This window comes from Nocardia harenae NBRC 108248, assembly GCF_001612885.1.
Classification (GTDB): Bacteria; Actinomycetota; Actinomycetes; order Mycobacteriales; family Mycobacteriaceae; genus Nocardia; species Nocardia harenae.
In genome coordinates this window covers 282,315-305,283 of the sequence record NZ_BDBH01000002.1, presented here as the reverse complement: position 1 = coordinate 305,283, position 22,969 = coordinate 282,315, and the positions used below count along the sequence as shown (strand labels likewise).

18 protein-coding genes are annotated in these 22,969 nt (G+C 71.3%); 8 read left to right on the top strand and 10 right to left on the bottom strand.

The window, feature by feature from the left end:
• Nucleotides 1-42 precede the first annotated feature (42 nt).
• Nucleotides 43-540: a peptidylprolyl isomerase gene (locus tag NH2_RS04345; protein WP_067648451.1), complete on the bottom strand. Its 498-nt coding sequence runs from the start codon at nt 538-540 to the stop codon at nt 43-45.
• 124 nt (nt 541-664) lie between these two features.
• Between NH2_RS04345 and NH2_RS04340 the strand changes: the two genes are divergently transcribed.
• From NH2_RS04340 to NH2_RS04320, 5 genes are all read left to right on the top strand, one after another.
• Nucleotides 665-1,960 carry a hypothetical protein gene (locus tag NH2_RS04340; protein WP_067648448.1) on the top strand — a complete coding sequence of 432 codons (1,296 nt, stop codon included), beginning with the start codon at nt 665-667 and terminating at the stop codon, nt 1,958-1,960.
• Entirely contained in the window at nt 1,957-2,406 is a 450-nt protein-coding gene (locus tag NH2_RS04335) for a hypothetical protein (RefSeq protein WP_067648446.1), read from the top strand. Before NH2_RS04340 ends, NH2_RS04335 begins: the two co-directional genes overlap by 4 nt.
• Nucleotides 2,407-2,478: 72 nt before the next feature.
• Nucleotides 2,479-2,799 carry a WXG100 family type VII secretion target gene (locus NH2_RS04330; RefSeq protein WP_067648443.1) on the top strand — a complete coding sequence of 107 codons (321 nt, stop codon included), beginning with the start codon at nt 2,479-2,481 and terminating at the stop codon, nt 2,797-2,799.
• A complete protein-coding gene (locus NH2_RS04325) occupies nt 2,796-3,095 on the top strand; it encodes a WXG100 family type VII secretion target (protein ID WP_067648441.1) in 300 nt (99 codons plus the stop codon). Before NH2_RS04330 ends, NH2_RS04325 begins: the two co-directional genes overlap by 4 nt.
• 88 nt (nt 3,096-3,183) lie before the next feature.
• Entirely contained in the window at nt 3,184-6,486 is a 3,303-nt protein-coding gene (locus tag NH2_RS04320) for an arabinosyltransferase domain-containing protein (RefSeq protein ID WP_067648439.1), read from the top strand.
• Nucleotides 6,487-6,603: 117 nt separating this feature from the next.
• On the opposite strand, the gene NH2_RS29155 is transcribed toward NH2_RS04320, so the two are convergent.
• The 6 genes from NH2_RS29155 to dprE1 all read right to left on the bottom strand — a co-directional run bounded on the left by NH2_RS29155 (nt 6,604) and on the right by dprE1 (nt 16,844).
• Nucleotides 6,604-6,765 (bottom strand): hypothetical protein, encoded by a 162-nt coding sequence (locus tag NH2_RS29155; protein WP_169811444.1) that lies wholly within the window; start codon nt 6,763-6,765, stop codon nt 6,604-6,606.
• A 163-nt stretch (nt 6,766-6,928) separates the two neighbouring features.
• Nucleotides 6,929-10,336 carry an arabinosyltransferase domain-containing protein gene (locus NH2_RS04315; protein ID WP_067648436.1) on the bottom strand — a complete coding sequence of 1,136 codons (3,408 nt, stop codon included), beginning with the start codon at nt 10,334-10,336 and terminating at the stop codon, nt 6,929-6,931.
• An 11-nt stretch (nt 10,337-10,347) separates the two neighbouring features.
• On the bottom strand, nt 10,348-12,195 hold the full coding sequence (locus NH2_RS04310; protein ID WP_067648434.1) for a glycosyl transferase: 1,848 nt from the start codon (nt 12,193-12,195) through the stop codon (nt 10,348-10,350).
• 91 nt (nt 12,196-12,286) lie between these two features.
• Nucleotides 12,287-14,476, bottom strand: coding sequence for an arabinofuranosyltransferase (locus NH2_RS04305; protein ID WP_067648432.1), 2,190 nt, complete (start codon nt 14,474-14,476; stop codon nt 12,287-12,289).
• Between the two features lie 137 nt (nt 14,477-14,613).
• Nucleotides 14,614-15,393, bottom strand: a complete 780-nt coding sequence (dprE2, locus tag NH2_RS04300; protein ID WP_067648429.1) for a decaprenylphospho-beta-D-erythro-pentofuranosid-2-ulose 2-reductase — start codon at nt 15,391-15,393, stop codon at nt 14,614-14,616.
• Complete coding sequence (gene dprE1, locus NH2_RS04295) at nt 15,390-16,844, bottom strand: decaprenylphosphoryl-beta-D-ribose oxidase (protein ID WP_067648427.1); 1,455 nt, start codon at nt 16,842-16,844, stop codon at nt 15,390-15,392. Before dprE1 ends, dprE2 begins: the two co-directional genes overlap by 4 nt.
• Nucleotides 16,845-16,924: 80 nt before the next feature.
• On the opposite strand from dprE1, the gene NH2_RS04290 reads away from it, so the two are divergent.
• On the top strand, nt 16,925-17,380 hold the full coding sequence (locus tag NH2_RS04290) for a GtrA family protein (protein ID WP_084505206.1): 456 nt from the start codon (nt 16,925-16,927) through the stop codon (nt 17,378-17,380).
• Here the strand turns inward: NH2_RS04290 and NH2_RS04285 are convergent.
• The 3 genes from NH2_RS04285 to NH2_RS04275 form a co-directional block, all read right to left on the bottom strand.
• Nucleotides 17,367-17,984 (bottom strand): pyridoxamine 5'-phosphate oxidase family protein, encoded by a 618-nt coding sequence (locus tag NH2_RS04285; protein ID WP_067648424.1) that lies wholly within the window; start codon nt 17,982-17,984, stop codon nt 17,367-17,369. The two genes, NH2_RS04290 and NH2_RS04285, sit on opposite strands and share 14 nt — an antisense overlap.
• A 183-nt stretch (nt 17,985-18,167) precedes the next feature.
• On the bottom strand, nt 18,168-20,342 hold the full coding sequence (locus NH2_RS04280) for a molybdopterin oxidoreductase family protein (protein WP_067648417.1): 2,175 nt from the start codon (nt 20,340-20,342) through the stop codon (nt 18,168-18,170).
• Between the two features lie 144 nt (nt 20,343-20,486).
• Nucleotides 20,487-20,969: a hypothetical protein gene (locus NH2_RS04275; protein ID WP_067648413.1), complete on the bottom strand. Its 483-nt coding sequence runs from the start codon at nt 20,967-20,969 to the stop codon at nt 20,487-20,489.
• A gap of 207 nt (nt 20,970-21,176) precedes the next feature.
• On the opposite strand from NH2_RS04275, the gene NH2_RS04270 reads away from it, so the two are divergent.
• Together NH2_RS04270 and NH2_RS04265 are read left to right on the top strand one after the other, a co-directional pair.
• Nucleotides 21,177-21,836 (top strand): DUF4282 domain-containing protein, encoded by a 660-nt coding sequence (locus NH2_RS04270; protein WP_084505205.1) that lies wholly within the window; start codon nt 21,177-21,179, stop codon nt 21,834-21,836.
• A gap of 223 nt (nt 21,837-22,059) precedes the next feature.
• Nucleotides 22,060-22,962 carry a helix-turn-helix domain-containing protein gene (locus NH2_RS04265; protein WP_067648409.1) on the top strand — a complete coding sequence of 301 codons (903 nt, stop codon included), beginning with the start codon at nt 22,060-22,062 and terminating at the stop codon, nt 22,960-22,962.
• The last annotated feature ends 7 nt before the right edge of the window (nt 22,963-22,969 follow it).

Genomic DNA, 22,969 nt, shown 5'->3' with positions numbered 1-22,969 from the left:
CCCGCCACCGGGGTCGGGGGCGGGCCGATTCGGGTTACCGGATCAGGCGAGCGTGGCCTTCTCGATGATCACGTCCGCCTTCGGCACATCCTGGTGCGGCCCCGCGCTCCCGGTCTGCACGCCCGCGATTTTGTCGACCACCTCGGTGCCCTCGACGACCCTGCCGAACACCGCGTAACCCCAGCCCTGACCGGCGGGCGCGGAGTGGTTCAGGAAGTCGTTGTCCGACACGTTCACGAAGAACTGCGCGGTGGCCGAGTGCGGATCGTTGGTCCGGGCCATGGCGACGGTGTACTTGAGGTTCTTCAGCCCATTGCCCGCCTCGTTCTGGATCGGGGCCTTGGTCGGCTTCTGCTGCAGACCCGGCTCGAACCCGCCGCCCTGGATCATGAAGCCCGGGATGACGCGGTGGAAAATGGTGCCGTCGTAGTGCCCGTCCTGCACGTACTCGACGAAGTTGCGCACGCTCTCCGGCGCCTTCGCCTCGTCCAGCTCCAGCACGATGGGCCCGTGGTTGGTCTCGAGATTCACCTTGGTCATACCCCCAGCTTTCCATCCGCGCGGCGCGAAGGGTGTATCCGGGGCCGTCATCGTCGCGGTGTCGCGCGGTAGCATCGGCAACTGGGGGTGGCGACGTCGCGGGTCGCGGTCGGATCGAGGGGGAATGGACGGCGAGCCGGATATCTACTACGAATGCAGTCGCCGATGTGTGCGCACGGCTGATCTGCTGGCGGGATATCTGCAGACACTGACGGCCGAGGTGGCCGAGTCCACTCGAGCCGCCGGTACCGACCCGGTGGGGTCGGAGTGGGGCAGACGTCACGACGCCCTGGCCGACGAACTCTTCGCGTTCCTGCACGGTTCGGTGATCCCCGCGCTCGATCACTATGCCGCGCTCCTCGTCGCGGTCGGCTACAACCAGGCACTCGCCGACCACCAGGCAACGCATCTGCCGAATTCGGCTGCACCGGCCCGACCCGAGTTCCCAGCCGAGCGACACCTGGTACCGCCCCGTTCGATCACCACCCGCATGCGCGACGGCAACGGCGTTATCGATAACGGTTTCAGCTTCGCGGATACGGTTGGTCCGGAGGTGAGCAACGCCCACAAAGATGAACTGGACCAGCTCGCCGGGGCATGGCGCGATGTGGATGCGGCCGCCTTGACCGCCGACCTCTTCGCGGCGGGCTCTCGGGTACAGGGGCTCAACGCCGACGATGCCGACGCCGTTGGCGACGACCTCGACGATCTCGTCGCCGTGATCGAAGGGTGCTGCCGTCGCCTCGCGCAACTCGCGAACTTCTGCGCGCAGCACTCGAAGGCGATCATCGCCCTTCGCGAGGAACGGCTACCCGCCTTGATCCTGGCGAACGCCGTCGCGCTCGGCGGCGTGGATATGTTCATGCACCAGACAGCGCTGGAGGTCCGTTTCCGGCCCGGAATCCTCTCGGCCACGGTAACCGCCCTCGCGAGGCTCGTTGTCGACGACGTGCGCGCGTGGGGTGCGGAGCGTCGTATCGCGATCGAGCGTTTCGCGGCCGAGGACCTCGGCGAAGCGCGGCGGATCACGGACGATATCAACGGGCGTCCGGTTGCCGATCTGGAGGATGGGAATTCCGGCGATTCCGCGGGGGCGACCGATGAGGGCGCCAAGGGCCCGCCGATGCATATCGACAAACGGCAGTTCGGTAAGAAGATCGGCAAGCATGCCGAAGACTTCGGGCTCGATCCGCGGGATCCATCGGCTCGGATCTGGTTGCGCCAGCACTTCGAGGAGGTCAGGAGCTCGCCCGATGAGGTGCGCAGCGGGCCGTACTATCCGGATTCCGGAGGCGGCAACGACTACTGGTTCTACCGTAAGGGGAACGACTTGCTGATAACCAAGGGTGATGGCGAATTCGTCACGTGCTTCCCGCTGACGGGCCCGAACGTGTGGTTCGAATCCGCGGTGCCCCAGTGAGTATCCGCGCGGGCGAGCTCGGTCCGCTGCTGGTCGGCAGAATCGTCACCGCGCTGCGACGCATTCACTATGTCTTCGAAGAAGCCGTCGACGCGGAGGAAGGCGCTATCGAGTTCACCTTCGAGGACGGCGACGTTTTTCTGTTCGACTCCGGTAGCGACGGGTCGGAGCTGCGCGTGCAGCGCGAGCGCTGGGTCGATCCCTTCGAGAGCCCGCTGCCACCCGAGAACGTCGAATACGTGGCGGAGTACGGAAAGTACACCGCGTTCGACGTGAGCTCCTCGACGCCCTACGCCGGGCTGATCGGGGCGTCGATAGACGCTGTGGACGAGATCCTGCTGCCGGACAGCCGGGTTTCCGGACTGGTGGTGACGGTAGGCGGATCGGTCGTGCGGTTCGAAACCCTCGCCGACGAACTGCGGGTGCAGATCACGTCCGGCGTGTGAGGTCGCTGGCTCGAATCTCGGCCTTCCCGATGGCGCGCGATAGCATTGCCTCGGGAGCGCGGAGGGGGATTGATGGCCGATCACGATGGGTTCGCGGTGGTGCCGGAAGAGGTGGCCGCCGTCGGCCGGTTCGCCTACCGCATCGCGAACGAGCTCCGCGACGGTGCGAATTCGCTGGACCGCGAGGTATCGATGCTGATGGATTCCTGGCGGGGTGCGGCAGCACAGTCCTACGGGGGTGGCTGGAACGAGATGCACTCGGGTGCCATGCGAGTGTGGGAGGAGCTACTGCAGCTGGCCGAGAAGCTCGGTGTCACGGCCGACAACTACCTGGCGCAGGAAGCGGAATCCGGAACGGCCGTGAGCCTGCTGAACATGGACCCTCCGCGATGACCGGAGGATATTCGGTCGACCCCGAGCAGCTTCGGAATCTCACGGCGAAACTTCACGGCTATCAGGATTTCCTCTCCGGCTACCTCGCGGAATTGGATCAGCAAGTCCAAGGGCTCTCGTCCAGCTGGTCCGGCGCAGCGGCCGATGCGTATGCGGAGGCGCATCGCGATTGGGCGACGGCATTGGACGATATTCGTGACGGTCTGAGCGCCCTCGAGCAAACGGCGGCTCGGGCGGCCGACAGCTATACGGCCGCGGTGACCGCGAATCTGCGGATGGTGGGGCGCAAACGCTGACCCAACCCACACCCCCTGTGCACAACCCCGGCCTATTGGGGGCGAGCGCCCGCCCGCGCCGACACGCGGGCGGTTAGCATTGCCAACCGTGCCCGACGCCGCTACCGCTGTCTTGACGAAGCCTCCGTCCGCGCCTCAGGTCGCGCCGCAGGATTACCGGATCGCGCGCCTGATCGCGCTGATCGCCGGTGTGCTCGGCGCGCTGCTGGCGCTGGCGACGCCGTTCCTGCCGGTCACGCAGACGACGGCGGCGCTGCAGTGGCCGCAGGGCGGCGTGCTGGAGAGCGTGCAGGCGCCGCTCATGTCGCAGGTGCCGCTGGAGCTGCGGGCCACGATTCCGTGCTCGGCGGTGGAGCAGCTGCCGCCGCAGGGCGGGATGCTGCTCGCCACCGCGCCGCCGCAGGGTACCGGCGCGGCGCTGGAGTCGCTCTTCGTCCGGGTCTCGGAGACCACGGTGGACGTGATCGACCGCAATGCGGTGGTCGCCACGGCGGAGCGGTCGCGGATGGCGGAGTGCGGCACCATCGTGATCGGCTCGGACAGCAGCGCCACCACGGCGGTGTTCGATGGGCTGCTCACCCCGGACGGCAGGCCGGTGGAGGGCACGCTCGTCGGCGACCTGCGCCCGCAGGTGGTCGGCGTCTTCACCGACCTGCGCGGCGACGTCCCGGCCGGGCTCTCCTTCGACATGGAGGTCGACACCAGGTTCAGCACCAGCCCCTCCTGGATCAAGCTGAGCGCGATGATCGGCGCGGTGCTGCTCACGCTGCTCGCGCTCGGCGCGCTGGCCAGGCTGGACGGCAGCGACGGCCGCGGCCACCGCCGCTTCCTGCCGCGCAACTGGCTGAAGCCGACCTTCGCCGACGGCGCCGTGATCGGCACCCTCGTGATCTGGCACTTCATCGGTGCCAACACCTCCGACGACGGCTACATCCTGAGCATGGTGCGGGTGGCCCCGCACGCCGGGTACATGGCCAACTACTTCCGCTGGTTCGGCGTCCCGGAGGCGCCGTTCGGCTGGTACTACTACGTCATCCAGGTCTTCTCCGAGATCTCGACGGCCAGCCCGTGGGTCCGGGTGCCCGCGCTGCTCTGCGCGATCCTCTGCTGGATGGTGATCAGCCGCGAGGTGGTGCCCCGGCTCGGCCGCGGGGTGCGCACCAGCCGGGTCGCGCTCTGGACCGGCGGCCTGGTCTTCCTCGCCTTCTGGCTGCCCTTCGACAACGGCCTGCGCTCGGAGCCGATCGTGGCGCTCGGCGCGCTGCTCACCTGGGTCTCGATCGAGCGCGCGGTGGCCACCGGCCGGCTGCTCCCCGCCGCGATCGCGATCCTGATCGCCGCCTTCACCCTGGCGGCCGCGCCGACCGGGCTCATGTGCGTGGCCGCGCTGCTCGCCGGAATCCGCCCCATGGTGCGGATCGCGGTGCGCACCAGGCGCAGGCTCGGCGGCAGCCTGGCCGCGACGGCCGCGCTGCTGGCGCCGATAGCGGCCTCCGGGCTGCTGGTGCTCACCGTGGTCTACAGCGACCAGACCTTCGCCGGCATCCAGGAGGCGAACCGGGTGCGCCAGGCCACCGGCCCCAACCTGGCCTGGTACGAGGACTACCTGCGCTACTACTACCTCTTCGTGGAGACGGTGGACGGCTCGCTCGCCCGCCGCTTCGCCTTCCTGGTGATGCTGCTCTGCCTCTTCACCACCATGCTGGTGCTGCTGCGCAGGCGCCGGGTGCCAGGCATCGCGGCCGCGCCGACCTGGCGGCTCATGGGCATCGTCTTCGGGACGATCTTCTTCATGATGTTCAACCCGACCAAGTGGACGCACCACTTCGGCGCGTACGCGGGGATCGCGGGCTCGCTGGCGGCGGTCACCGCGGTCGCGGTCTCGGCCTCGGCGCTGCGGGCGCGGAAGAACCGCGCCATCTTCCTGGCCGGGCTGCTCTTCGTGCTGGCGATCTCGTTCTCCGGGATCAACGGCTACTGGTACGTCTCCAGCTTCGGCGTGCCGTGGTTCGACAAGCGGATCTCGCTCTCCGGCTTCCAGTCCAACACGCTCATGCTGGTGCTCTTCGGCGCCGCGCTGGCGCTGGTGGCCTGGCTCTCGCTGCGCGAGGGGTACGCCAAGCCGCCGAGCTCGCCGCGCTCCGTGCGCGGGCAGCGGGTGCGCAGGTTCGCCGCCATCCCGCTCACCGTGGTCGCCGCGCTCATGGTGCTGCTCGAGGTGGCGTCGCTGGCCAAGGGCGCGGTCTCGCAGTACCCGGGGTACTCGCTGGCCCGCGGCAATATCGATGCGCTGAGCGGCGAGACCTGCGGCCTGGCGAACGACGTGCTGGTCGAGCCGGACCCGAACGGCGGCAGGCTGGAGCCGATCGCCGACCCGGCGAACCCGGCCGCCGACCCGCTGGCCGGGGCGAACCCGGTCGGCTTCGACCCGAACGGCGTCCCGGACGATCTCTCCGCGGACAGCGTCGAGGTCAAGCCGGGCACCGGCAATACCTCGACCCAGTCGGTCGGCGCCGCCTTCGCCGAGGGCGAGAGCGCGGGCACCGGCGGCGGCCAGGGCGCGCTCGGCGTGAACGGCAGCACCGTCGCGCTGCCCTACGGCCTCGATCCGGCGACCACCCCGGTGCTCGGCAGCTACCAGGAGGGCGTGCAGCAGCCCGCCAACCTGACCTCCAGCTGGTACCAGCTGGCGCCGCGCACGGCAGACCGCCCGCTGGTCGTGATCACCGCGGCGGGCCGCATCCTCTCGCACGACGACACCGGGGCCATGAAGTACGGCCAGCAGCTCCTGGTCGAGTACGGCACGCGGCAGCCGGACGGCAGCGTGCAGCGGCTCGGCACCTACGAGCCGCGCGACATCGGCCCCTTCCCGTCCTGGCGCAACCTGCGGGTCCCGCTGGACGAGATCGCGCCCGAGGCCGACGCGGTGCGGGTGGTGGCCAACGACCCGATCCTGATCGGCGACCAGTGGCTGGCCTTCACCCCGCCGCGCATGCCCGAGCTGCGCTCGCTCAACGGCTACCTGGGCCGCGAGCAGCCGATCCTGCTGGACTGGGCGGTCGGGCTGCAGTTCCCCTGCCAGCGCCCGTTCGATCACGAGTACGGCGTGGCCGAGGTGCCGAACTACCGCATCCTGCCGGACCGGCCGCTGGCGATCAGCTCGACCAATACCTGGCAGGCCCAGGAGTTCGGCGGCCCGCTCGGCTTCTCGCAGATGCTGGCCCGCTCCACCACGGTGCCCACGTACCTGGAGAACGACTGGGCCCGCGACTGGGGCTCGCTGGAGCGGTACGACCAGTACCGCTCCGCGGCTCCGGCACAGCTGCAGACCGGCACGGTGAGCCGGTCCGGGCTGTGGACGCCGGGTCCGCTGCGAGTGTTCGAGCAGTAGCCCGCCCGCGGGCAGGTACCGACAACGACGAAGGCCGTCGGGCGACGCTGGTTCAGCGCCTCCCCGACGGCCTTCGTCGGTTCATCCGTGCGCCCGGGCGACCCGGGCGTGCAGTCTCTAGACCTTGGTCAACCGCCGCCCCAATTCCCTGCGGAGCACCTCCTGGGGAGGAAGCTTGGACAGCATCCGCAGTACGGCAGGGCGCAGTTCCCGCTGCTCCTCCTCGTTCAGCAATCCGACGAGGTCGCGCAGCTCCATGTCATCGAATTCCGTGGTCATACCGGCCAGGGTACGTATCCATTCGGAAGTTCGCCGGGCATTCCGGCGGGCGGCTGCGAAGATGCGAAACCCTCCCCGGCGACCTGCCAGGACGGTAGCGGTCAGGTCGCCGGAGCCTTCGCACCCTGTGTGGAACGTTCGCTCCGGCAACGGTTTTGCCCCGCTACTTCACCCGGATCGGCGCCTCCAGCTCCAGCCCGGAGCGGGTCACCTCGGTGACCGAGACCACGGCCGGCGCCGCGCTCGGATCGAGCGGGGTGAAGCGCTCCAGCGCGCCCCAATCCCGGCCCCAGTCGTCGTCCAGGTAGGTCGGCACGGTCTGCGCGTCCAGCAGCAGCCCGGTCCAGCCGAGCGGGCCGCCGCCGATATCGTCCTGCCAGGCATTGGAGGCGTCCGAGCCGACCCGGTCCGGCAGGATGCGCCAGCGCGGCACCTCGGCCACCCCGTGCGCGTGGTCGAAGGGCCGCTGGCACGGGAACGCCAGCCCCACGTGCCAGTCCAGCAGCACCGGATCGGTCGTGCCGACCACGCTGCTCAGCGTGGCCAGCTGGGGCAGCCGCGGGGGAGTGACGGCGAGCCACTGCCGCGGCGTGATGTCGTTGTCCACCGCGACCAGCCGCACCGCGTTCGCCTCCGCCGGGATCTCCTCCAGCGGCACCCGCAGGTTCCGCCAGGACGGCGACGGCCCGATATCCAGCGGCAGCACCGAGCCGAGCACGCGCACCGATTCGCCGTCGCGCACCCCGTACTCGAGCTTCAGATCGGAGCCGTAGGTGGCGACGCCGTCGGCGTCGACCGAGCGGATCCGGCCCGCGGCGGTGATCACCAGCGTCCGGTAGGCGGGGTCGTGGCGCATGCTGTCGCCCAGGTTCAGGCCGTACCACTCGGTGGTCAGCGACGCCTGCTGCTGCACGCCATCCTGGAACGAGCCGAGCACCGGGGTGCGGGCGGGGTCGAGGCCGAAGGGCAGCGCGACCGTGCTGCCATTGATCCCGGCCTCGGCGGAGACGCCGCCGCCGGTGCCTGCCCCGGTGGTGTTGGTGGTCTTGTTCTCGGCGCCGCCGTCCACCGAGTTGGCGCCGCCGCTCGAGGTCTCCTCGGCATCGGCGGTCAGATCGGCCGCGACGCCGTCCGGGGTGAAGCCGGTGTTCGTCGCGGCGAGCCCGTCGGCGGGGGCGCCGGTGATCGGGAGCAGCACCGACCCGGCGGTATCGGTCTCCACCAGCACCTCGTCGGCGAGCGCGCAGGGCTGCCCGGCCAGCGCGCGGGCATTGGAGAGCGCGATGCTGTAGGCGGGCGCCTGCCCGGCCGCGCCCTTGAGCAGCGAGGCCACCTCGAAGAGCACGAGCAGCGCCGCCGCGATGGTGAGCGGCGCCGAGGCCGCCCGGTCGAAGCGGCCCGGCGCGGTGCTCGGGCGGAACGGCGCGCGGTAGTGCGCCCACGCCGCGACCAGCAGTGCCACCCCGGCCAGCCCGAGGAACAGCGTGGAGAGCCCGTTGCCCGCCACCAGCGGCGCCTTGTCCCACCACGGCACCCCGTAGCTGGAGACGTACCACCAGCCGTTCGAGCCGGTGAAGGTGATGGCGAGCACGAAGAGCACCGCCGCCGCGAAGAGCGCGCGGTTGCGGGTCTGTTTGATTCCCTGCGCGCCCACCGCGACGGCGGCGAGCGCGGCCAGCGAGGCGGCCAGCCCGGCGTAGACGCCGAAGTGGTGCGTCCACTTGGTCGGGGTGAACATCATGAGCAGCAGCGAGCCGAAGACGATGCCGAGAATCCGCACCGACGGTCCGCGCGAGGTGCCGGGAATACCGTTCTTGCGCAGCACCTGCAGCACGCAGACCAGCAGGCAGAGCAGCATGAGCAGGACGCCGAAGCGGCGCGCGAGCGAGCCGTCGGGTGCCAGCATGAGCAGCGAGTCCCAGCGGGTGCGCTCGTCGAACCAGGCCACATTGGGCCCGACCTCGGTGCGCACCCGGGTGGCCTCGCGCACCGTCGCCAGCGTCTGGTCGGCGAAGACCACCACCAGCACCGCGGTGCCCGCGGCCAGGATCGGCGCGCCGTAGGCCAGGTAGCGCAGCGCGGCGCCTGCCCGGCCGGTCGGGTTCGAGCCGCGCACCCTGCGCACCAGCACCACCAGCGTGGGGCGCGAACCGGCGAGCAGCGCGGCCAGGCAGATGAGCCCGGTCGGCCCGGCGGCCAGCGAGAAGGCGGCGATCAGCACGCCGAGCGCGGCCGGGAGCAGCCTCCCGGTGGCGATGGCGCGCTCGATCGAGCACCAGGTGAGCAGCGCGCCCGCGGCGATCAGCGGCTCCGGGCGCAGGCCGTTGTCGTAGGGCAGCCAGAAGGCGAGGAAGACCAGCCCGGCGGTCCAGAGCGCGATGCGGTTGCGCCGCACCCGCGCCCCGAGCCGGGGCAGCACCTCGCGGCTGATCACCAGCCAGCACACGATCCCGGCCAGTAGCGCGGGCAGCCGCATCCACGGGCTCGAGGTGGAGATCTTCGCCATCCACGCCAGCACCTCGTAGGACCAGCCGAACGGCGCCTCCGGCACCCCGAACCAGCGGTAGTAGTTCGCCAGGTACCCGGAGCGCTCCGAGACACGGGCCATATTCAGGATGTAGCCGTCGTCGGAGGTATTGGCGCCGATCACATGCCAGAGCGCCAGGGTGCCGAGCACCGCCGCGTCGGCGAGGGTGAACCGCCACCAGTGCGCCGGGAGGACGCGGCGCGCCCTGCGGCCGTCGGCCGTGTCCAAGAAGTGCAGCGCCACCAGCGCGATCAGGGTGGCGAGCAGGGCGAGCGCCATGACCGTCAGCTTGAGCGGGGAGGGGCTGGAGGTGAAGCGCGAATCCAGGTCGGCGCGCAGGGCGGCGCCGGTGAGCTGCTGTTCGCTCAGGTCGGTGAAGACGCCGACCAGCTGCGGGCGGATATCGCGGGTGACGGTGTTGCGGAACGGGGTCCCGTCAGCGCGCGTCGCGCCGGTGAACTCGACGGTGGCTGCCCGGTCGTCCGCCGTCAGGGTGATGGCGGTGCAGTTCCCGATCTCGGCCACCGGGGCCGCGAGCATGGGGACGTCGCGCAGCAGCACGGCGAGGGTGCCGTCGCGGACGGTGACGGTGAGCCCCTTTGCGCTCGCGTCCGGCGACTCTGGCGGAATCGTGGAGAGCAGCGTCGTGCCCCGCCCCGGCGCGGAGGTCGTGGTGGCACTGTCGCCCGCGCCGCTGTCGCCCGGTGTGCCCTGCTCGCGCGTGGCGCCGCCGCCGGTCGCCTCGGAACCGTTGGACGCGGCCGGGACGGCTTCCCCCACCCCGCCCGCGGCGGGGGTGCGATCGACCTCCGGCACCGCGCCGAGCAGCGCGCACGGCAGTGTGGCGTCCAGCCGGAGCGGGACGTAGGAGACGAGCGGCGCCTCCACCGAGGCCGTCCCGGCCTGCGGCCAGTCCAGCGCCGTCGCGTCCTGGCGCACCGGCAGCAGCGGTGTGAGCAGGGCGAGGACGAACCCGAGCAGCCCGGAGACGAGGGCGATCAGGCGGTAACGGGTGAACGCAGCGGTGGGTCGGTCCGGTCGCACGGTCGTTGATGCTATAGACCGGCCGCGGCGGCACCGAGCGCGCGCACGTCCCAGACCCACGCATCGGCCACCCGCACCGGCTCCGCGCCGACGAGCAGCGCGGTGGTGCCGCGCAGGACATCGGTACCGGCACCCCCCACCGGCAGCACCAGAACGTCGGCGCGCCAGTACCGCAGATCCGCCAGCGCCCGCTCGCGTGTCGCCGCATCGACCGCGGGCAGCCGCCCGGTCCGCTGCGCCTCGACCAGCAGCGCCGCCGTCGGCCGCGGCTGCGGGCCGTAGCTGCCCTTGCGATCGGCGCCGGTCGGCCCGACGAAATAGCCGTCCGCCAGCGGGAATTCGAACCCCGCGTCGGCCTGCCAGCGCAGCGCCCTCGCATCCGCAGGGCGTGGCGGCGGGAGCACCACCACCGAGCCGCCACGCAGGTACGGGTCGATGAGGTGCTCGGCGAAGATCCGCGGCGTCGGCTCCCGGTGCACCACCGGCAGCACCGTCGGCAGCAGCGGCAGCAGCGCCGCGACCAGCCCGAGCAGGAAGAAGGCGGGCCGCGGGTCGGTGCCGTCCGCCCGCGCGCGGGCCCCCATCCTGGTGCAGGCGAGCACCAGGATCACCGCGATTGCAGGCACCGCGGCGATGGTGACCCGGCTCTCCAGCACGGTGCCGAGCAGCGGCACCTCCTCGGCCCAGCGCCACGGCCCGGTGATGCCGGTCGGCTGCTTGCCGAGCATCACCTCCGACCCCAGCGAGAGCACCCCGAACACCACGATCACCGCGAGGGCGGCGCGCACCACCCGCTCCCGCCACAGCAGCGCCGCGGCCACCGCGGTGAAGAGCAGCAGCGGCCAGCCGAAGTAGGCATTCTGCTCGGTCGGGTTGATCGCGACATTCTGCCCCGGCGAGAGCACCCCGCCCAGCGACTCGGAGGGGAACTGGGTGAGCGCCTTCAGGTCATTGCCCATCGGCCCGTGATCGATGGAGCGGTAGCTCTGCGGCCCGAAGAACTGCCACCACAGCGGCACCGCACAGAGCAGCAGCGTGAGCACGGCCGCGGCGAGGACGGTCGGGGTGAGCGCCCGCAGCGCCCGCAGCCCGCGCCGCGGGTCGTGCAGGTGGTACACCACCCCGAAGAGCCCGAAGGCAAGCGCGAAAATGAGCAGCGGCTCCTCGCCGAGCGCGATCTGCGCGGCGACCAGCAGCCCGAGCGCACCGGCGGCCTTCCACCGCACACCGCGCGCCCGCCCGCGCCCGAGCCGGACGAGCAGCCCCGCGAGCACCGGGAGCAGCGGCAGCACCACGAAGTTCGGGTGCGCATTGGCGTGCGAGATCATGGCGGGCGCGAAGCCGCAGCACAGCCCGCCGAGAATCGCGGCGCCCCTGGAATCGGTGAGCTCGGCGGCGAAGAGCCGGTACCAGGCGTACGCGGTACCGGCGAGCCCGGCAGTGAGGACGAGCACGAAGGTGACCGTCGGCCCGAACAGCAGCGTGACCGGTGTGAGCGGCACCCCGACGCCGAACATCGCGGTATTGGCCATGAGGTTCACCCCGGCCGGGTAGTTCTGCAGGTCGGTGCCGAGCGGATTCTCCAGGTGCGCCACCGAGTGCGCGGTGACGGCGAAGAACCACTCCCACATGGTCTGGTCCTGGCCGCTCTTCACCAGGTACCCGTTGCCGGTGTCACGCCACTGCCCGGAGAGCACGGTGCAGGCGAGCGCCAGATACCCGGCGGCGACCGCGAGATCGGTGCGGTGTGCGCGCCTGAAGCGCCAGGCCCGCCGCCTGCGGGAGCCGGGACGACCGCGCTCGGGCGCGGCCGAGCCGGTGTGTGGCACATCGGCCGCGACGTCTCGCCCCTGTCGCACTCGGAAACCACTCCCCACACTCGCCGGTTACGGCCGCCCACCGTACCGGCTCCCGCCGCGGGCACGCAGTCGCCCGGAGCCGGGCGGCGCCTCAGCGCGCGACGGTGACCAGCGTGAACGGCCCGATATCGGTCACCGTGAAGGCCGGATCGGCGAAGAGCGCGGTGGGAAAGCTCACCGTGTAGCGGCGCACGTTCGGGTCGTTCGGGTAGACGTCGGCGGCCAGCCGCAGGGTGTAGCCGTCGCCGCCGCGCCGGAAGAGGAAGGCGTCCGGCGCGCGCCAGGGCGCGGCGTCCAGCGCGGCGAGCAGCTCGGCCGGGGTCTCCAGCTCGCTCCAGCCCTCGATGGTGGCGGCGCGGCCGGCGAAATCGGCGAGCGGATTGGCGTAGTGCGAGGTCAGCCCCTGGAAGCCGAAGTACGGGTAGTAGGCGAGGAAGCTGGTGTCGGCGGTGAGCAGCACGGTGTCGGCGGGCGCGCGGCCGGTCTGCGCGCGCAGCGTCTCGTCGATCTGCCGGTAGTACGAGACCGCCGAGGGGTTGCGCTTGTCGGCGCGGTTGCCGTCGCCGTCGGTGTCGGTGTACGCGGTGGTGATCTCGGCGGCGAGCACGTGCGGAATCTGCTGCGCGAAGGCGAGCGCGCCCGCCAGCGCCACCGCCACGGCGACCGCCCGGAACCGCTCCGGCTCGTTCAGCGCCTGGTAGATCGCGCGCGCCCCCTCCACGAACCCGAAGGCACCCGCCGCCGCGAGCAGCACGAGCAGGATCGGCTCCAGCCGGAAGGAGAGCAGGGTGGTGCCCGCCGCGGTCGCCAGCATGGAGAGCAGGGTCCACAGGTACACGGCGGCGACGCCGATCCCGAGCGCCTGCGCCCGCCGCGACGAGCCGATCCGGAGCACCAGCCAGACCAGGCCGAGCAGGCAGAGCGCGCCGCGCAGCGAGAACTCGGCCATCGGCAGCGGGAGTTCGGCGCCGGACTCCGGGAGGTAGTGGAAGGCGCCGCCGCCGAGCGCGACCTTCCCGGTCGCGGCCTCCAGCAGGTAGGGGGTCCAGACCAGCAGCGCCACCAGCGCGGAGATCCCGGCGATCACCGCGAGGCGGGCGAGCGGCGGCACCGCCGCCCGCCACGCGCCTCCCGCGGGAAGCCCGCGCGCCCCGGCCCCCGGGATGTCGGCGGGCTCCGCGCCCCCCGGCATGTCGGCCGGCTTCACGGCCCTCGAGGCGGCGGGTTTGAAGGCCCCCGGGATGTCGGCGGGCTCCTCGGCCCTTGAGACTTCGGCGGGCTCCGCGCCCCCCGAGGCGTCGGCCTGCGTCGCGGCCTCCGAGGTTCCAGCGGGCACCGGCCGTCCGTCGGCGGCGCTGCGCGCTACGGCGCTCCGGGCGCGCAACCCCTTGCGCCCCACCCGACGCGCCCGCACCGCGAGCCACGCCGCGATCGCCCCCATGAGCGCGACCGCGAAGGCCGCCAGCGCGGCGTACAGCGTGTAGAACGTCGCGCACAGCCCCAGGAACAACCCGGTGCCGAGCACCGCACCCCACCCGCCGGCGGACGAACCCCTCGGCCCCGGCCGGTGCAACGCACCCCACGCCAGCACCAGCGCGGGCGCGATGAGCACGACGAGCACGGCACTGTAGGCCTCCGGCGCGGCATACGCGAGCGTGAGCGCGACCGTCGCCGCCGTCACCGCCACCGCCCAGTCCGCCCGGATCAGCTCACTCCACAGCACCAGCGCGAGCACCGACGCCACCGCGAGCGCCACGATGGCGTACGGCTTGAACACCTCCCACCCGTCCATCCCGAGCAGGTTCGCGACCCGCCCGCCCAGCCAGAACCACCCCGCCGGGTAGAACGGCGGCAGGTCGGCATAGGTCATGTCGCGCAGCGCGGCGCTGTCGGTGAGCCGGGTCAGGTACTCGGTGCGAAACTCCTGGTCCACCGAGATCCCGAAGAGGTACAGCTTGGTGGCGGCCAGCGGCATCCCCAGCGTGACCGTGACGAAGGTCGAGATCCCCGCCCAGGAGAGCACCCGCGCCACCCACGGCAGCCGACGCCGCCGCAGCAGTACGATCGCGGCCACGAGCAGCACCGCCGCCCCGACCTGCCCCACCGTGGTGAGCGCCCGCGTCACATTGGACGAATTGAAGGCAGGCCATTCGACCAGCGAGAACGCCACGAGCAGCGCCGCGGCCACGGCGGCGGCCACCACCGCCGCGAGCAGCGCCACGCCCGCACCGGCCGTGGCGCGGCGGGACAGGATCGCCAGGGGGCTGGGGCGGCTGGTCAACGGTGCGGCTCCGTTCGGCGAGACAGTACGGCGACGCCGCACCGGCGCGGACGGGCGACGCGGCAGTGGTGCTCCGGCCGGCGCCCCTGGCCGGAGCTGCGCGCCGGGTTCCGCCCCCGGCGAACCGGGAAGCGGAACTAGATGGGCAGCTTGCGGAAGATCGGCCGCGGGATGTGCCGCAGCACCGACATCACGTAGCGGAAGGTGCCCGGCGCCCAGATGAGCTCCTTGCCCTTCTCCGAGGCGGCCACCGCGAGCACGGCCACCTCCTCCTTGTCCACGGTGAACGGCGCCTCCTTGGCCCCGGTCTCCGCCCAGTGGTTGACCGTGGTCGTGGTGCGCACCTGCCCGGGCCGGATCACGAGCACGCGCGGCCCGTACGGCCGCAGCGCCTCGCCGAGGCCGAGGTAGAAGCCGTCCAGCCCGGCCTTGGTGGAGCCGTAGACGAAGTTCGAGCGGCGCACCCGCTCACCGGCGGCCGAGGACATGGCGATGATCCGCCCGAACCCCTGCGCCTTCATCTTCTCGCCGAGCAGCACGCCGACCGAGACCGCGGCGGTGTAGTTGATGCCGGCGATCTGCACCGCCTTGCGCTGGTTCTGCCACAGCTCCTCGGCATTGCCGAGCAGCCCGAACGCCACGATCGCCACATCCACGTCGCCGCCGTCCCAGGCCGCGTCGATCACCTTGGGGTGGCTGTCGGTGTCGAGCGCGTCGAAGTCGACCACGTCGACCCGGCTCGCGCCCGCGGACTTCAGCTGGGCCACCGCGGAATCGCGCAGCGGGTCGTTCGGCAGCGCGGCCAGCACGATCCGCGCCTGCCCCTTCTTCAGGTACTCCGCGCAGATCGCGAGCCCGATCTCGGAGGTCCCGCCGAGCAGCAGGATGGTCTGCGGGTTGCCAACGGCATTGATCACTGGAGCTCCAGCCTTCTCGCCATGTCCGACATGAAAACGCCTGTGGGGTCGACGCTCCGGCGGACCTTGATCCACTCGTCGATCCGGGGGTACATCTGGTGGAAGGTCGCGGCGGAGGTCCGCGAGTCCTTGCCGGTGTAGAGCCGGCCGCCGAACTCCAGGACGCGGCGGTCCAGGTCGGTGACGAAGTCGTTGAGCCCGGCCGAGATCGGGAAGTCGACGCAGATGTTCCAGCCCGGCATCGGGAAGCTCAGCGGCGCCTGGTTGCCGGGGCCGAAGAGCTTGAACACATTGAGGAACGAGTAGAACCCCGACCGCTGGATATCGACGATGATCCGCTTGAACTCGTCCACCGACTCCGGCGGCACCACGAACTGGTACTGCAGGAAGCCGTTCGAGCCGTAGCCGCGGTTCCACTCCCCGAGCATGTCGAGCGGGTGATAGAACTGCGTCAGGTTCTGCACCTTGCCCCGGTAGGTGCCGGACTTGCGGTACCAGAGCTCGCCGATCGGGGTGAAGGTGTACTTGTTCGCCAGCCCGTTCGGGAAGACGTCGGGCAGCGTGAGGAAGGTCTTCCCGTTGAACTTCAGCGGGTCCTTCTGCAGCTTCTTCGGCAGCTGGTCCAGCGTGGCCAGGTTGCCGCGGGAGATCGCGGCCCGGCCCAGCTTGGGTGCGGGGCTGATCGCGTCGAACCAGGCCGAGCTGTACTCGTACCGGTCTTCCGAGCCGTCGCTGTGGAAAGCGATGGTCTCGTCCAGCGTGGGGGTCACGTCGCCGTCGGCGATGAAGTAGGCCGTCTCGGTCGGTGTCATCTCGATGCTCGCGCGCAGGATGATGCCGGTGAGGCCGCAGCCGCCGATGGTGGCCCAGAAGAGCTTGGGGTTCTTCTTCGGCGTGATGGTCTGCACCGTGCCGTCGGCGGTGAGCAGCTCCATCGAGCGCACGTGGTTGCCGAAGCTGCCCGCGCTGTGGTGGTTCTTGCCGTGGATATCGGAGCCGATGGCGCCGCCGATCGTCACCTGCCTGGTGCCGGGCAGCACCGGGACCCAGAGGCCGAACGGCAGCGCGGCCTTCATCAGCTGGTCCAGGTTCACGCCCGCGTCGACGTCGACCAGCCTGCTGTCGCGGTCGATGCGGTGGATCTTGTTCAGCGCGGTCATGTCGACGACGAGCCCGCCCGCGTTCTGTGCGTTGTCGCCGTAGGAGCGGCCGAGGCCGCGCGCGATCACGCCGCGGCGCAGGTGCGCGGGCTTGCCGTCGTTGTCCTCGGCGACCAGCGCCACGGCCTTGGCGATCACCTCGGGATCGCCCGTGGAGAGCACTTCGGAGGAGGTGGGCGCGGTGCGACCCCACCCGGTCAGCGAGCGGGTGCGCGTCGGCAGTTCGACGACGTCACCGGCGCTGCCGGTACCGGTGGACGGTGTGGTGGCGGTCGGAGCTTTCGTGGACATCGGCATAGAGGCTACAGGTAGCGCTCCGGGGTCGATCTGCGTCTGTCGTACTCCCCGGTACGGGGGGTTAGGCTCTCCCCGTGTCCGCCGAACCGCACCTCCCGCTGCCCGCCGAGCTGCCCCTGGTCGACGAGCCGGGCGGCACCGATGTTGTCCTGAAGACGCAGATCATCAGGTTCGTGCTCACCGGTGCGCTCTCCGCGGTGGTCGATTTCGGGCTCTACGTCCTGCTCTACAAGGCGGCCGGGCTGCCGCTGGACGCCGCCAAGGCCATCGGCTTCATCGCGGGCACCACCACCGCCTACCTGATCAACCGGCGCTGGACCTTCCAGGCCCCGCCCAGCCGCCTCCGCTTCCTCGCGGTCGTGCTGCTCTACGCCGTCACCTTCGCGGTGCAGGTGGGGATCAACTCGCTGATCAACCGCTGGCTGGACGACAACCTGGTCACCCTGGTGCTCGCCTTCGTCGTCGCCCAGGGCACCGCGACCGTGATCAACTTCGTCGTGCAGCGCGCGGTCATCTTCAAGATCCGCTGAGCGCGCCCCGGCTCGCCTTGGCGCCGAAGTAGTCGCCGCCCTTGGCCTTGACATTGTCGGTGCCCCAGTCGCGCAGCTCGCGCTCCGCCGGAACCAGGTGCGGGATGTGCTTGCGGCAGTGGATGTAGGCCTCCTCGACCTCGACCACCACCCAGCGCTCGGCCACCCGGCCGCGATGCTGCGCGGGCAGCCCCCGCACCCGCGGCCGGAGCACCTCGTCCTCCACGATGTGCGCGCTGCCATTGATGTGCAGCCCGATCAGATCGTCCACGAAATCGATCAGCAGGATGCCGACGTGCGGGTTCTCCAGGATATTGCCGAGGCTCGCCATGACCCCGTTGCCGCGATATTCGGGATAGGCGACGGTGCGCTCGTCCACCACGTGCAGGAATCCGGGCACCCCGGCGCGGAAACTGGAGTCGCATTCGCCTTTCCGGTCGGCGGTCGCGATGAAGGCCATATCCATCCTGGCGATGAACCCGATCATGGCCGGGTTGAGGTGGTCGAGCACCTGCTCGTCGTAGAAGCGCTCGGCCCTCGCGGTACTGCCGTACTGCTCCTGGAGGTCGCGCTCCCCGTCGCTGCCGTGTCGAGAACCAGGCATGGCGCCCCCTCCGGTCGTCGAACGAAAACGTCGACCAGTTTAGGGAGGCGCCCACCCGGCGTTCACCGGAATGCGAGGTATGCGTAGGGGAAAATGCTCGTGCACAAGGGTTTTCCGGGAATTTGCGGGTGCCGCGCAGGCGAATTCGCTATTTACTGGTGAACCGGTTGGTATGCGCCGGGCTCACGCGGGTGCGAGCGAGACCGGAACCCCGTTGAAGACGGCATTGCCGGACGGCACGTCCAGCACCGAATCGTCGGTGAGGATATTGGCGTTGACCCCGGCGTGCTCGCGCGCCACCTCCTGGCCGCTGCTGCCGTGGCCCCAGCCGTGCGGCAGGCTCACCACCCCCGGCATGATCGCCTCGGTCGGCTCCAGCGGCACCGTCACCGCGCCCGCCGCCGACTTCACCACCGCGTGCTCGCCGAGCCCGAGCCGGGCCACGTCGTCCGGGTGGATGTGCAGGGTGCAGCGGTTGCTTCCGCTCACCAGCCGGGGCAGATTGTGCATCCAGCTGTTGTTGGAGCGCAGGTGCCTGCGGCCGATCAGCACCACGTCCGGCGGGGCTGCGGTGAGCGCGGCGCGCAGCCGCTCGGTGTCGGCGAGCAGCGCCGGCGGTGCCAGCTCCACCCGCTTCGACGCGGTGCGCAGGTTGCCGGGGAGCCGCGGCCGCAGCGGCCCGAGGTCGATGCCGTTGGGCTGCTCGAGCAGCGAGTTCAGCTCCAGCGCTCCGCCGTTCCACGCCCCGTACGGGCCGAGCCGCAGCATGAGGTCGATGCGCTGCTCGGTGCTGGTCAGCCCCTGCAGCTCGGGCCGCCGCTCGTCCAGCCCGGCCCGGTGCAGCATGCCCGCGATCACGAACTCGTCCAGCGCGGCCAGCGCCCCTCGGTCGTGCGGCTGCCCGGAGACCGCCGCCGCCAGCCGGGCGACCACCTCGGATTCCGACGGCCGGTCGCCGAGCGGCACCAGCGGCCGCGAGTACCTGGTGTAGTTGCGCACCGCGAACTGCAGCAGCGCGAAGTCGTAGTGCGGCGACTGCAGGGTGCGCGGCGGCGGCAGGATCACGTCGGCGTGGCTGGTGGTCTCGTTCACGTAGCGGTCGACGCTCACCATGAACTCCAGCTCGGCGAAGGCCGCGTCCAGCCGCGGCCCGCTCGGCGCGGAGAGCACCGGGTTGCCCGCCACCGTCACCAGCGCCCTGATCCGCCCCTCGCCCGGGGTGCTGATCTCGTCGGCCAGCGTGGCCACCGGGAGCTCGCCCATGGCCTCGGGCAGCTCGCGCACCCGGCTGCGCCAGCGGCCGGGGCGGAACGGCTTGCTGCGCACGATGCCGAGTGCGGCGCCGGTGGCGAACATGGCGCCGCCGGGGGTGTCGAGGTTGCCGGTGAGCACGTTGATCACGTCCACCAGCCACTGGGTGAGCGTGCCGAACTCGGCGGTGCAGGTGCCGATGCGCGCGTACACCACGGCATTCGGCGCGGCGGCGAGTTCCCTGGCCAGCCGCTCGACGGTCGCCGCGGGGATGCCGGTGCGGCGCTGCACCGCCGCCGGGGTGAAGTCGGCGGCCGCCGCGCGCACCTCGTCCAGCCCGTTGACCGGCACCGTGACCTCGACGAGCCCCTCGGCGAAGAGCGTGTGCACGATGCCGAAGAGCAGGTAGGCATCGCTGCCGGGACGGATGAAGAGGTGCTCGTCGGCGATCTCGGCGGTCCTGGTGCGCCGCGGGTCGACCACGACCAGCCTGCCGCCGCGCTCGCGCAGCGCCCGGAGCCTGCCGGGGAAATCCGGTGCGGTGCAGACGGAGCCGTTGGACTCCAGCGGATTGGCGCCGAGCATCAGCAGGTAGCCGGTGCGGTCCAGGTCGGGCACCGCGACGGCGAGCGGGTCGCCGAAGAGCAACCCGCTGGCCAGCTGCTTCGGCATCTGGTCGGCGGTGCTCGCGGAGAAGAGGTTTTTGGTGCCGAGCGCCCGGATCAGCGCGGGGACGTAGAGCGCGCCCGCGACGGTGTGTGCGTTGGGGTTGCCGAGGTAGACCCCGACGGCCTGGCCGCCGTGCTCCGCCCGGATGGCGGGGATGCGCTCCGCGATCAGCGCGAAGGCCTCGTCCCAGGTGGCGGTGCGCCGGACCCCGGTCGCCCGATCCAGGATCAGCGGCTCGGTGACCCGATCGGGATGCTCGTCGAGCTGCCCGAGGCTGGCGCCCTTCGGGCAGATGAATCCCCGGCTGAACGGGTCGTCCCGATCGCCGCGGACCGCGACCACGTGGTCGTCGGCGTCGAGGGTGATCCGCAGACCGCACACCGCCTCGCAGAGCGGGCAGGTGCGCAGCAGGTTCCTGGTGTTCGAGCTCGCGGCCATACCCCCATCATCGTCCATTGTGAGAGGGACGACAGAAAAATCTCTCAATGCAGACGCGAACGACCGGTGCCCGCGGTGCCGGGGTGGGGAGTTCCTCGGCGGTGCGGACACCGGTCGTTGGTCGGTGGGGGTGCTACCCCTCGCTCAGCAGGCGACGCTGGTGAGCTGCGCGCGCCGGTTGGCCAGCGCGGCGCGGACGGCGGCGCCGATGGCGACCACCGGCGGAACCCAGCGGGCCTCGCCCGGCGCGACGCCCCAGGAGGCGGAGCCGGCGGAGAGCTGGGTGGGCGGCAGCGGGATGCCCGCGCCGTCGGTGTGCACGACCGCACCCGCCTCGCGCAGCGCCGCCAGCGCCATCTCGGCCTTGGCCACGCCGGTGACCAGGTGGATCTCGCGACGCTCGGCGCCGGGGATCTCGATCACCGGGCCGGTGAGGTTGTTGGCGCGGAGGAAGCGACGGACTTCGGCGGCGAGCTCGCCGGCGACCTCGATGCCGGCGACCGCCTCATCGGCGATCAGGCAGAGGCCGTTGGCCGTTTCGGCGACCGTCCATCCGCGCTGGGTGTAGTCCTGCGCGGCGGCGGTCATCGCGGCCGCCGAGACGGAAGTCGGAAACGTGGTACGCACTGTCTTTCTCCATTCCCCGGTCAGAGTCAGGTCCTGCATTCACGAGTGGTATCGGCGCGTGGTGTCCTCGGCGTTACGTGGTTCGCCGAAAAATTACGAACTGTCATGTTCGTCTCATTCCCGACCCGGACAGCCGATCTCTGGTAGTGCGCTCGGCGGCGTCCGGTGCCGGTGGCCCGAGCGATGATATACGGGGAGGATTCGGGCATGAGCAACGACTCCGACAGCACGCCGGTGCCGTCCGGCGAACCCCCGCTCAGCGCGGGATCGGACAGCGCGGAGGCGGTTTCGCCGCCGGGCGAGCCGCGGACCGCCGCCGACCCGGACCCCGTGCCTGGCGATCCGGACGCGGGCTCGCGCTGGGCGCTCTGGCGGGCGGCGGCGGCCAGGCGCTTCGCCCGCTCGGCCGCGGGCGAGCCGCGCGCCGCGCTGGAGCGCCGCGACCCCTTCGAGAGCAGGGCGGCGCTGCGCGCGTGGGTGGCCGACGCGGTGCGCGGGCTGCTCGATATCCGGTTCCGGCGCGAGGCCACGCTCACCCTGCTGCCGCTGGCCTACCTGCTCGGGCTGGTTTTCGCGTGCGCGGTGCCGATCGCGCTGACCGTCTCGCTGTGGCAGCTCTCCGCGGTGCTCGGGGTGCTGGCCGCGCTGGTGGCGGTGCCGCTCGGGCTGACCATCGCGGCGGCGGTCCGGCTGATGCTGGAGTTCCTGGTGAACGCGGCCAGGCTGGCGGGGCGGGTGGAGCACATCAGCGATCTCGCCGACGACCTCTTCCAGGTGCTCTCCGATGTCGCGGAGCCGGTGAACCAGCTCTCCGAAGACGTTCGCGCCGTGCAGTTCTGGCGCTTCCGGCGAGGATCACGGAAATGAGTACACCGGTGTCCGTCGATCGATCGACAGAAGCGGGCCGGGTGTACCAAGTGATCGTCATTGCCCGACTTACTGTGAAACAATGCCGTCCGAGTGCCCAGGTTTCGTAACCGGGTGTTCGTGATCGATCAACCCGCGTATCCGGCGCGGTCGTCGGCCAGAGGGGTGTGGCCGGCCACCCGCGGCTGCGGCGGGCAGTTGTGTACACAGGGGGGACGTGACGATGAACGCACGCCGGGTGACCGCCGGAGCAGGCGAACCGGGGGGAGTGACCGGCTCGACGCTGCCGCGCCGCCAGCTCGGCCGCCAACTGCGTGACCTGCGCAATCGCGCGGGGATGACGACCAGGGCGGCCGCTCGCCACCTGGAGTGGTCGGAGGCGAAGATCTGGCGGATCGAGACCGGCCAGACCTCGCTGCGCGGGCTGGACGTGGAGGCCATGTGCAAGGTCTACGCGGCGCCGGACGAGCTGGTCGAGCCGCTCACCGTGCTGGCGCGGCAGACCAAGGCGCGCGGCTGGTGGGCCGGGTACAGCGACGCCATCCCGGAGGGTTTCGAGGTCTTCCTCGGCCTGGAGGAGGCGGCGTCGGCGCTGCGCAGCTACGAGGTGGACACCGTTCCCGGGCTGCTGCAGACCGAGGCGTACACCCGCGCGTTGCTCGCGGGCGCCCGCCCCGGGCTCACCGCCGAGCAGGCCGAGCGCAGGCTGCGGCTGCGCGCGGTGCGGCAGGAGCAGCTCACCCGCTCGGCGGCGCCGCTGCGGCTGGATGTGCTGATCGCCGAGCCCATGCTGTGGCGCAGGCTCGGCGGCAGCGAGGTGGCGGGCGCGCAGCTGGACCGGCTGCGCGAACTGGCCGACCTGCCGAATATCCGAATCCGCGTGGTCCCCGCCGATTCCGGCTACCACCCGGGCATGGAGTCCGGCCGCTTCGTGGTGCTGGAGTTCGACCCCGGCGCCACCGCCGCCTACCCGGAGCCGCCGGTGGTCTACGTGGAGGCCTTCACCGGCCCGCTCTTCGTGGACAAGGAGCAGGAGGTCGCCCGGTACCGCGCCGCCTTCGCCGGGATCGAGTCGGTGGCGGTCGACGCCCGCCGCGGCATCGAGGACGCGCGCAACGCGCTGTGAAACCCGC

What these genes read in the sequence shown, in the direction of transcription:
- NH2_RS04345 (WP_067648451.1), bottom strand. Translation starts at nt 540, where the DNA reads ATGACCAAGGTGAATCTCGAGACCAACCACGGGCCCATCGTGCTGGAG.
- NH2_RS04340 (WP_067648448.1), top strand. Translation starts at nt 665, where the DNA reads ATGGACGGCGAGCCGGATATCTACTACGAATGCAGTCGCCGATGTGTG.
- NH2_RS04330 (WP_067648443.1), top strand. Translation starts at nt 2,479, where the DNA reads ATGGCCGATCACGATGGGTTCGCGGTGGTGCCGGAAGAGGTGGCCGCC.
- NH2_RS04325 (WP_067648441.1), top strand. Translation starts at nt 2,796, where the DNA reads ATGACCGGAGGATATTCGGTCGACCCCGAGCAGCTTCGGAATCTCACG.
- NH2_RS29155 (WP_169811444.1), bottom strand. Translation starts at nt 6,765, where the DNA reads ATGACCACGGAATTCGATGACATGGAGCTGCGCGACCTCGTCGGATTG.
- dprE1 (WP_067648427.1), bottom strand. Translation starts at nt 16,844, where the DNA reads ATGTCCACGAAAGCTCCGACCGCCACCACACCGTCCACCGGTACCGGC.
- NH2_RS04285 (WP_067648424.1), bottom strand. Translation starts at nt 17,984, where the DNA reads ATGCCTGGTTCTCGACACGGCAGCGACGGGGAGCGCGACCTCCAGGAG.
- NH2_RS04280 (WP_067648417.1), bottom strand. Translation starts at nt 20,342, where the DNA reads ATGGCCGCGAGCTCGAACACCAGGAACCTGCTGCGCACCTGCCCGCTC.
- NH2_RS04270 (WP_084505205.1), top strand. Translation starts at nt 21,177, where the DNA reads ATGAGCAACGACTCCGACAGCACGCCGGTGCCGTCCGGCGAACCCCCG.
- NH2_RS04265 (WP_067648409.1), top strand. Translation starts at nt 22,060, where the DNA reads ATGAACGCACGCCGGGTGACCGCCGGAGCAGGCGAACCGGGGGGAGTG.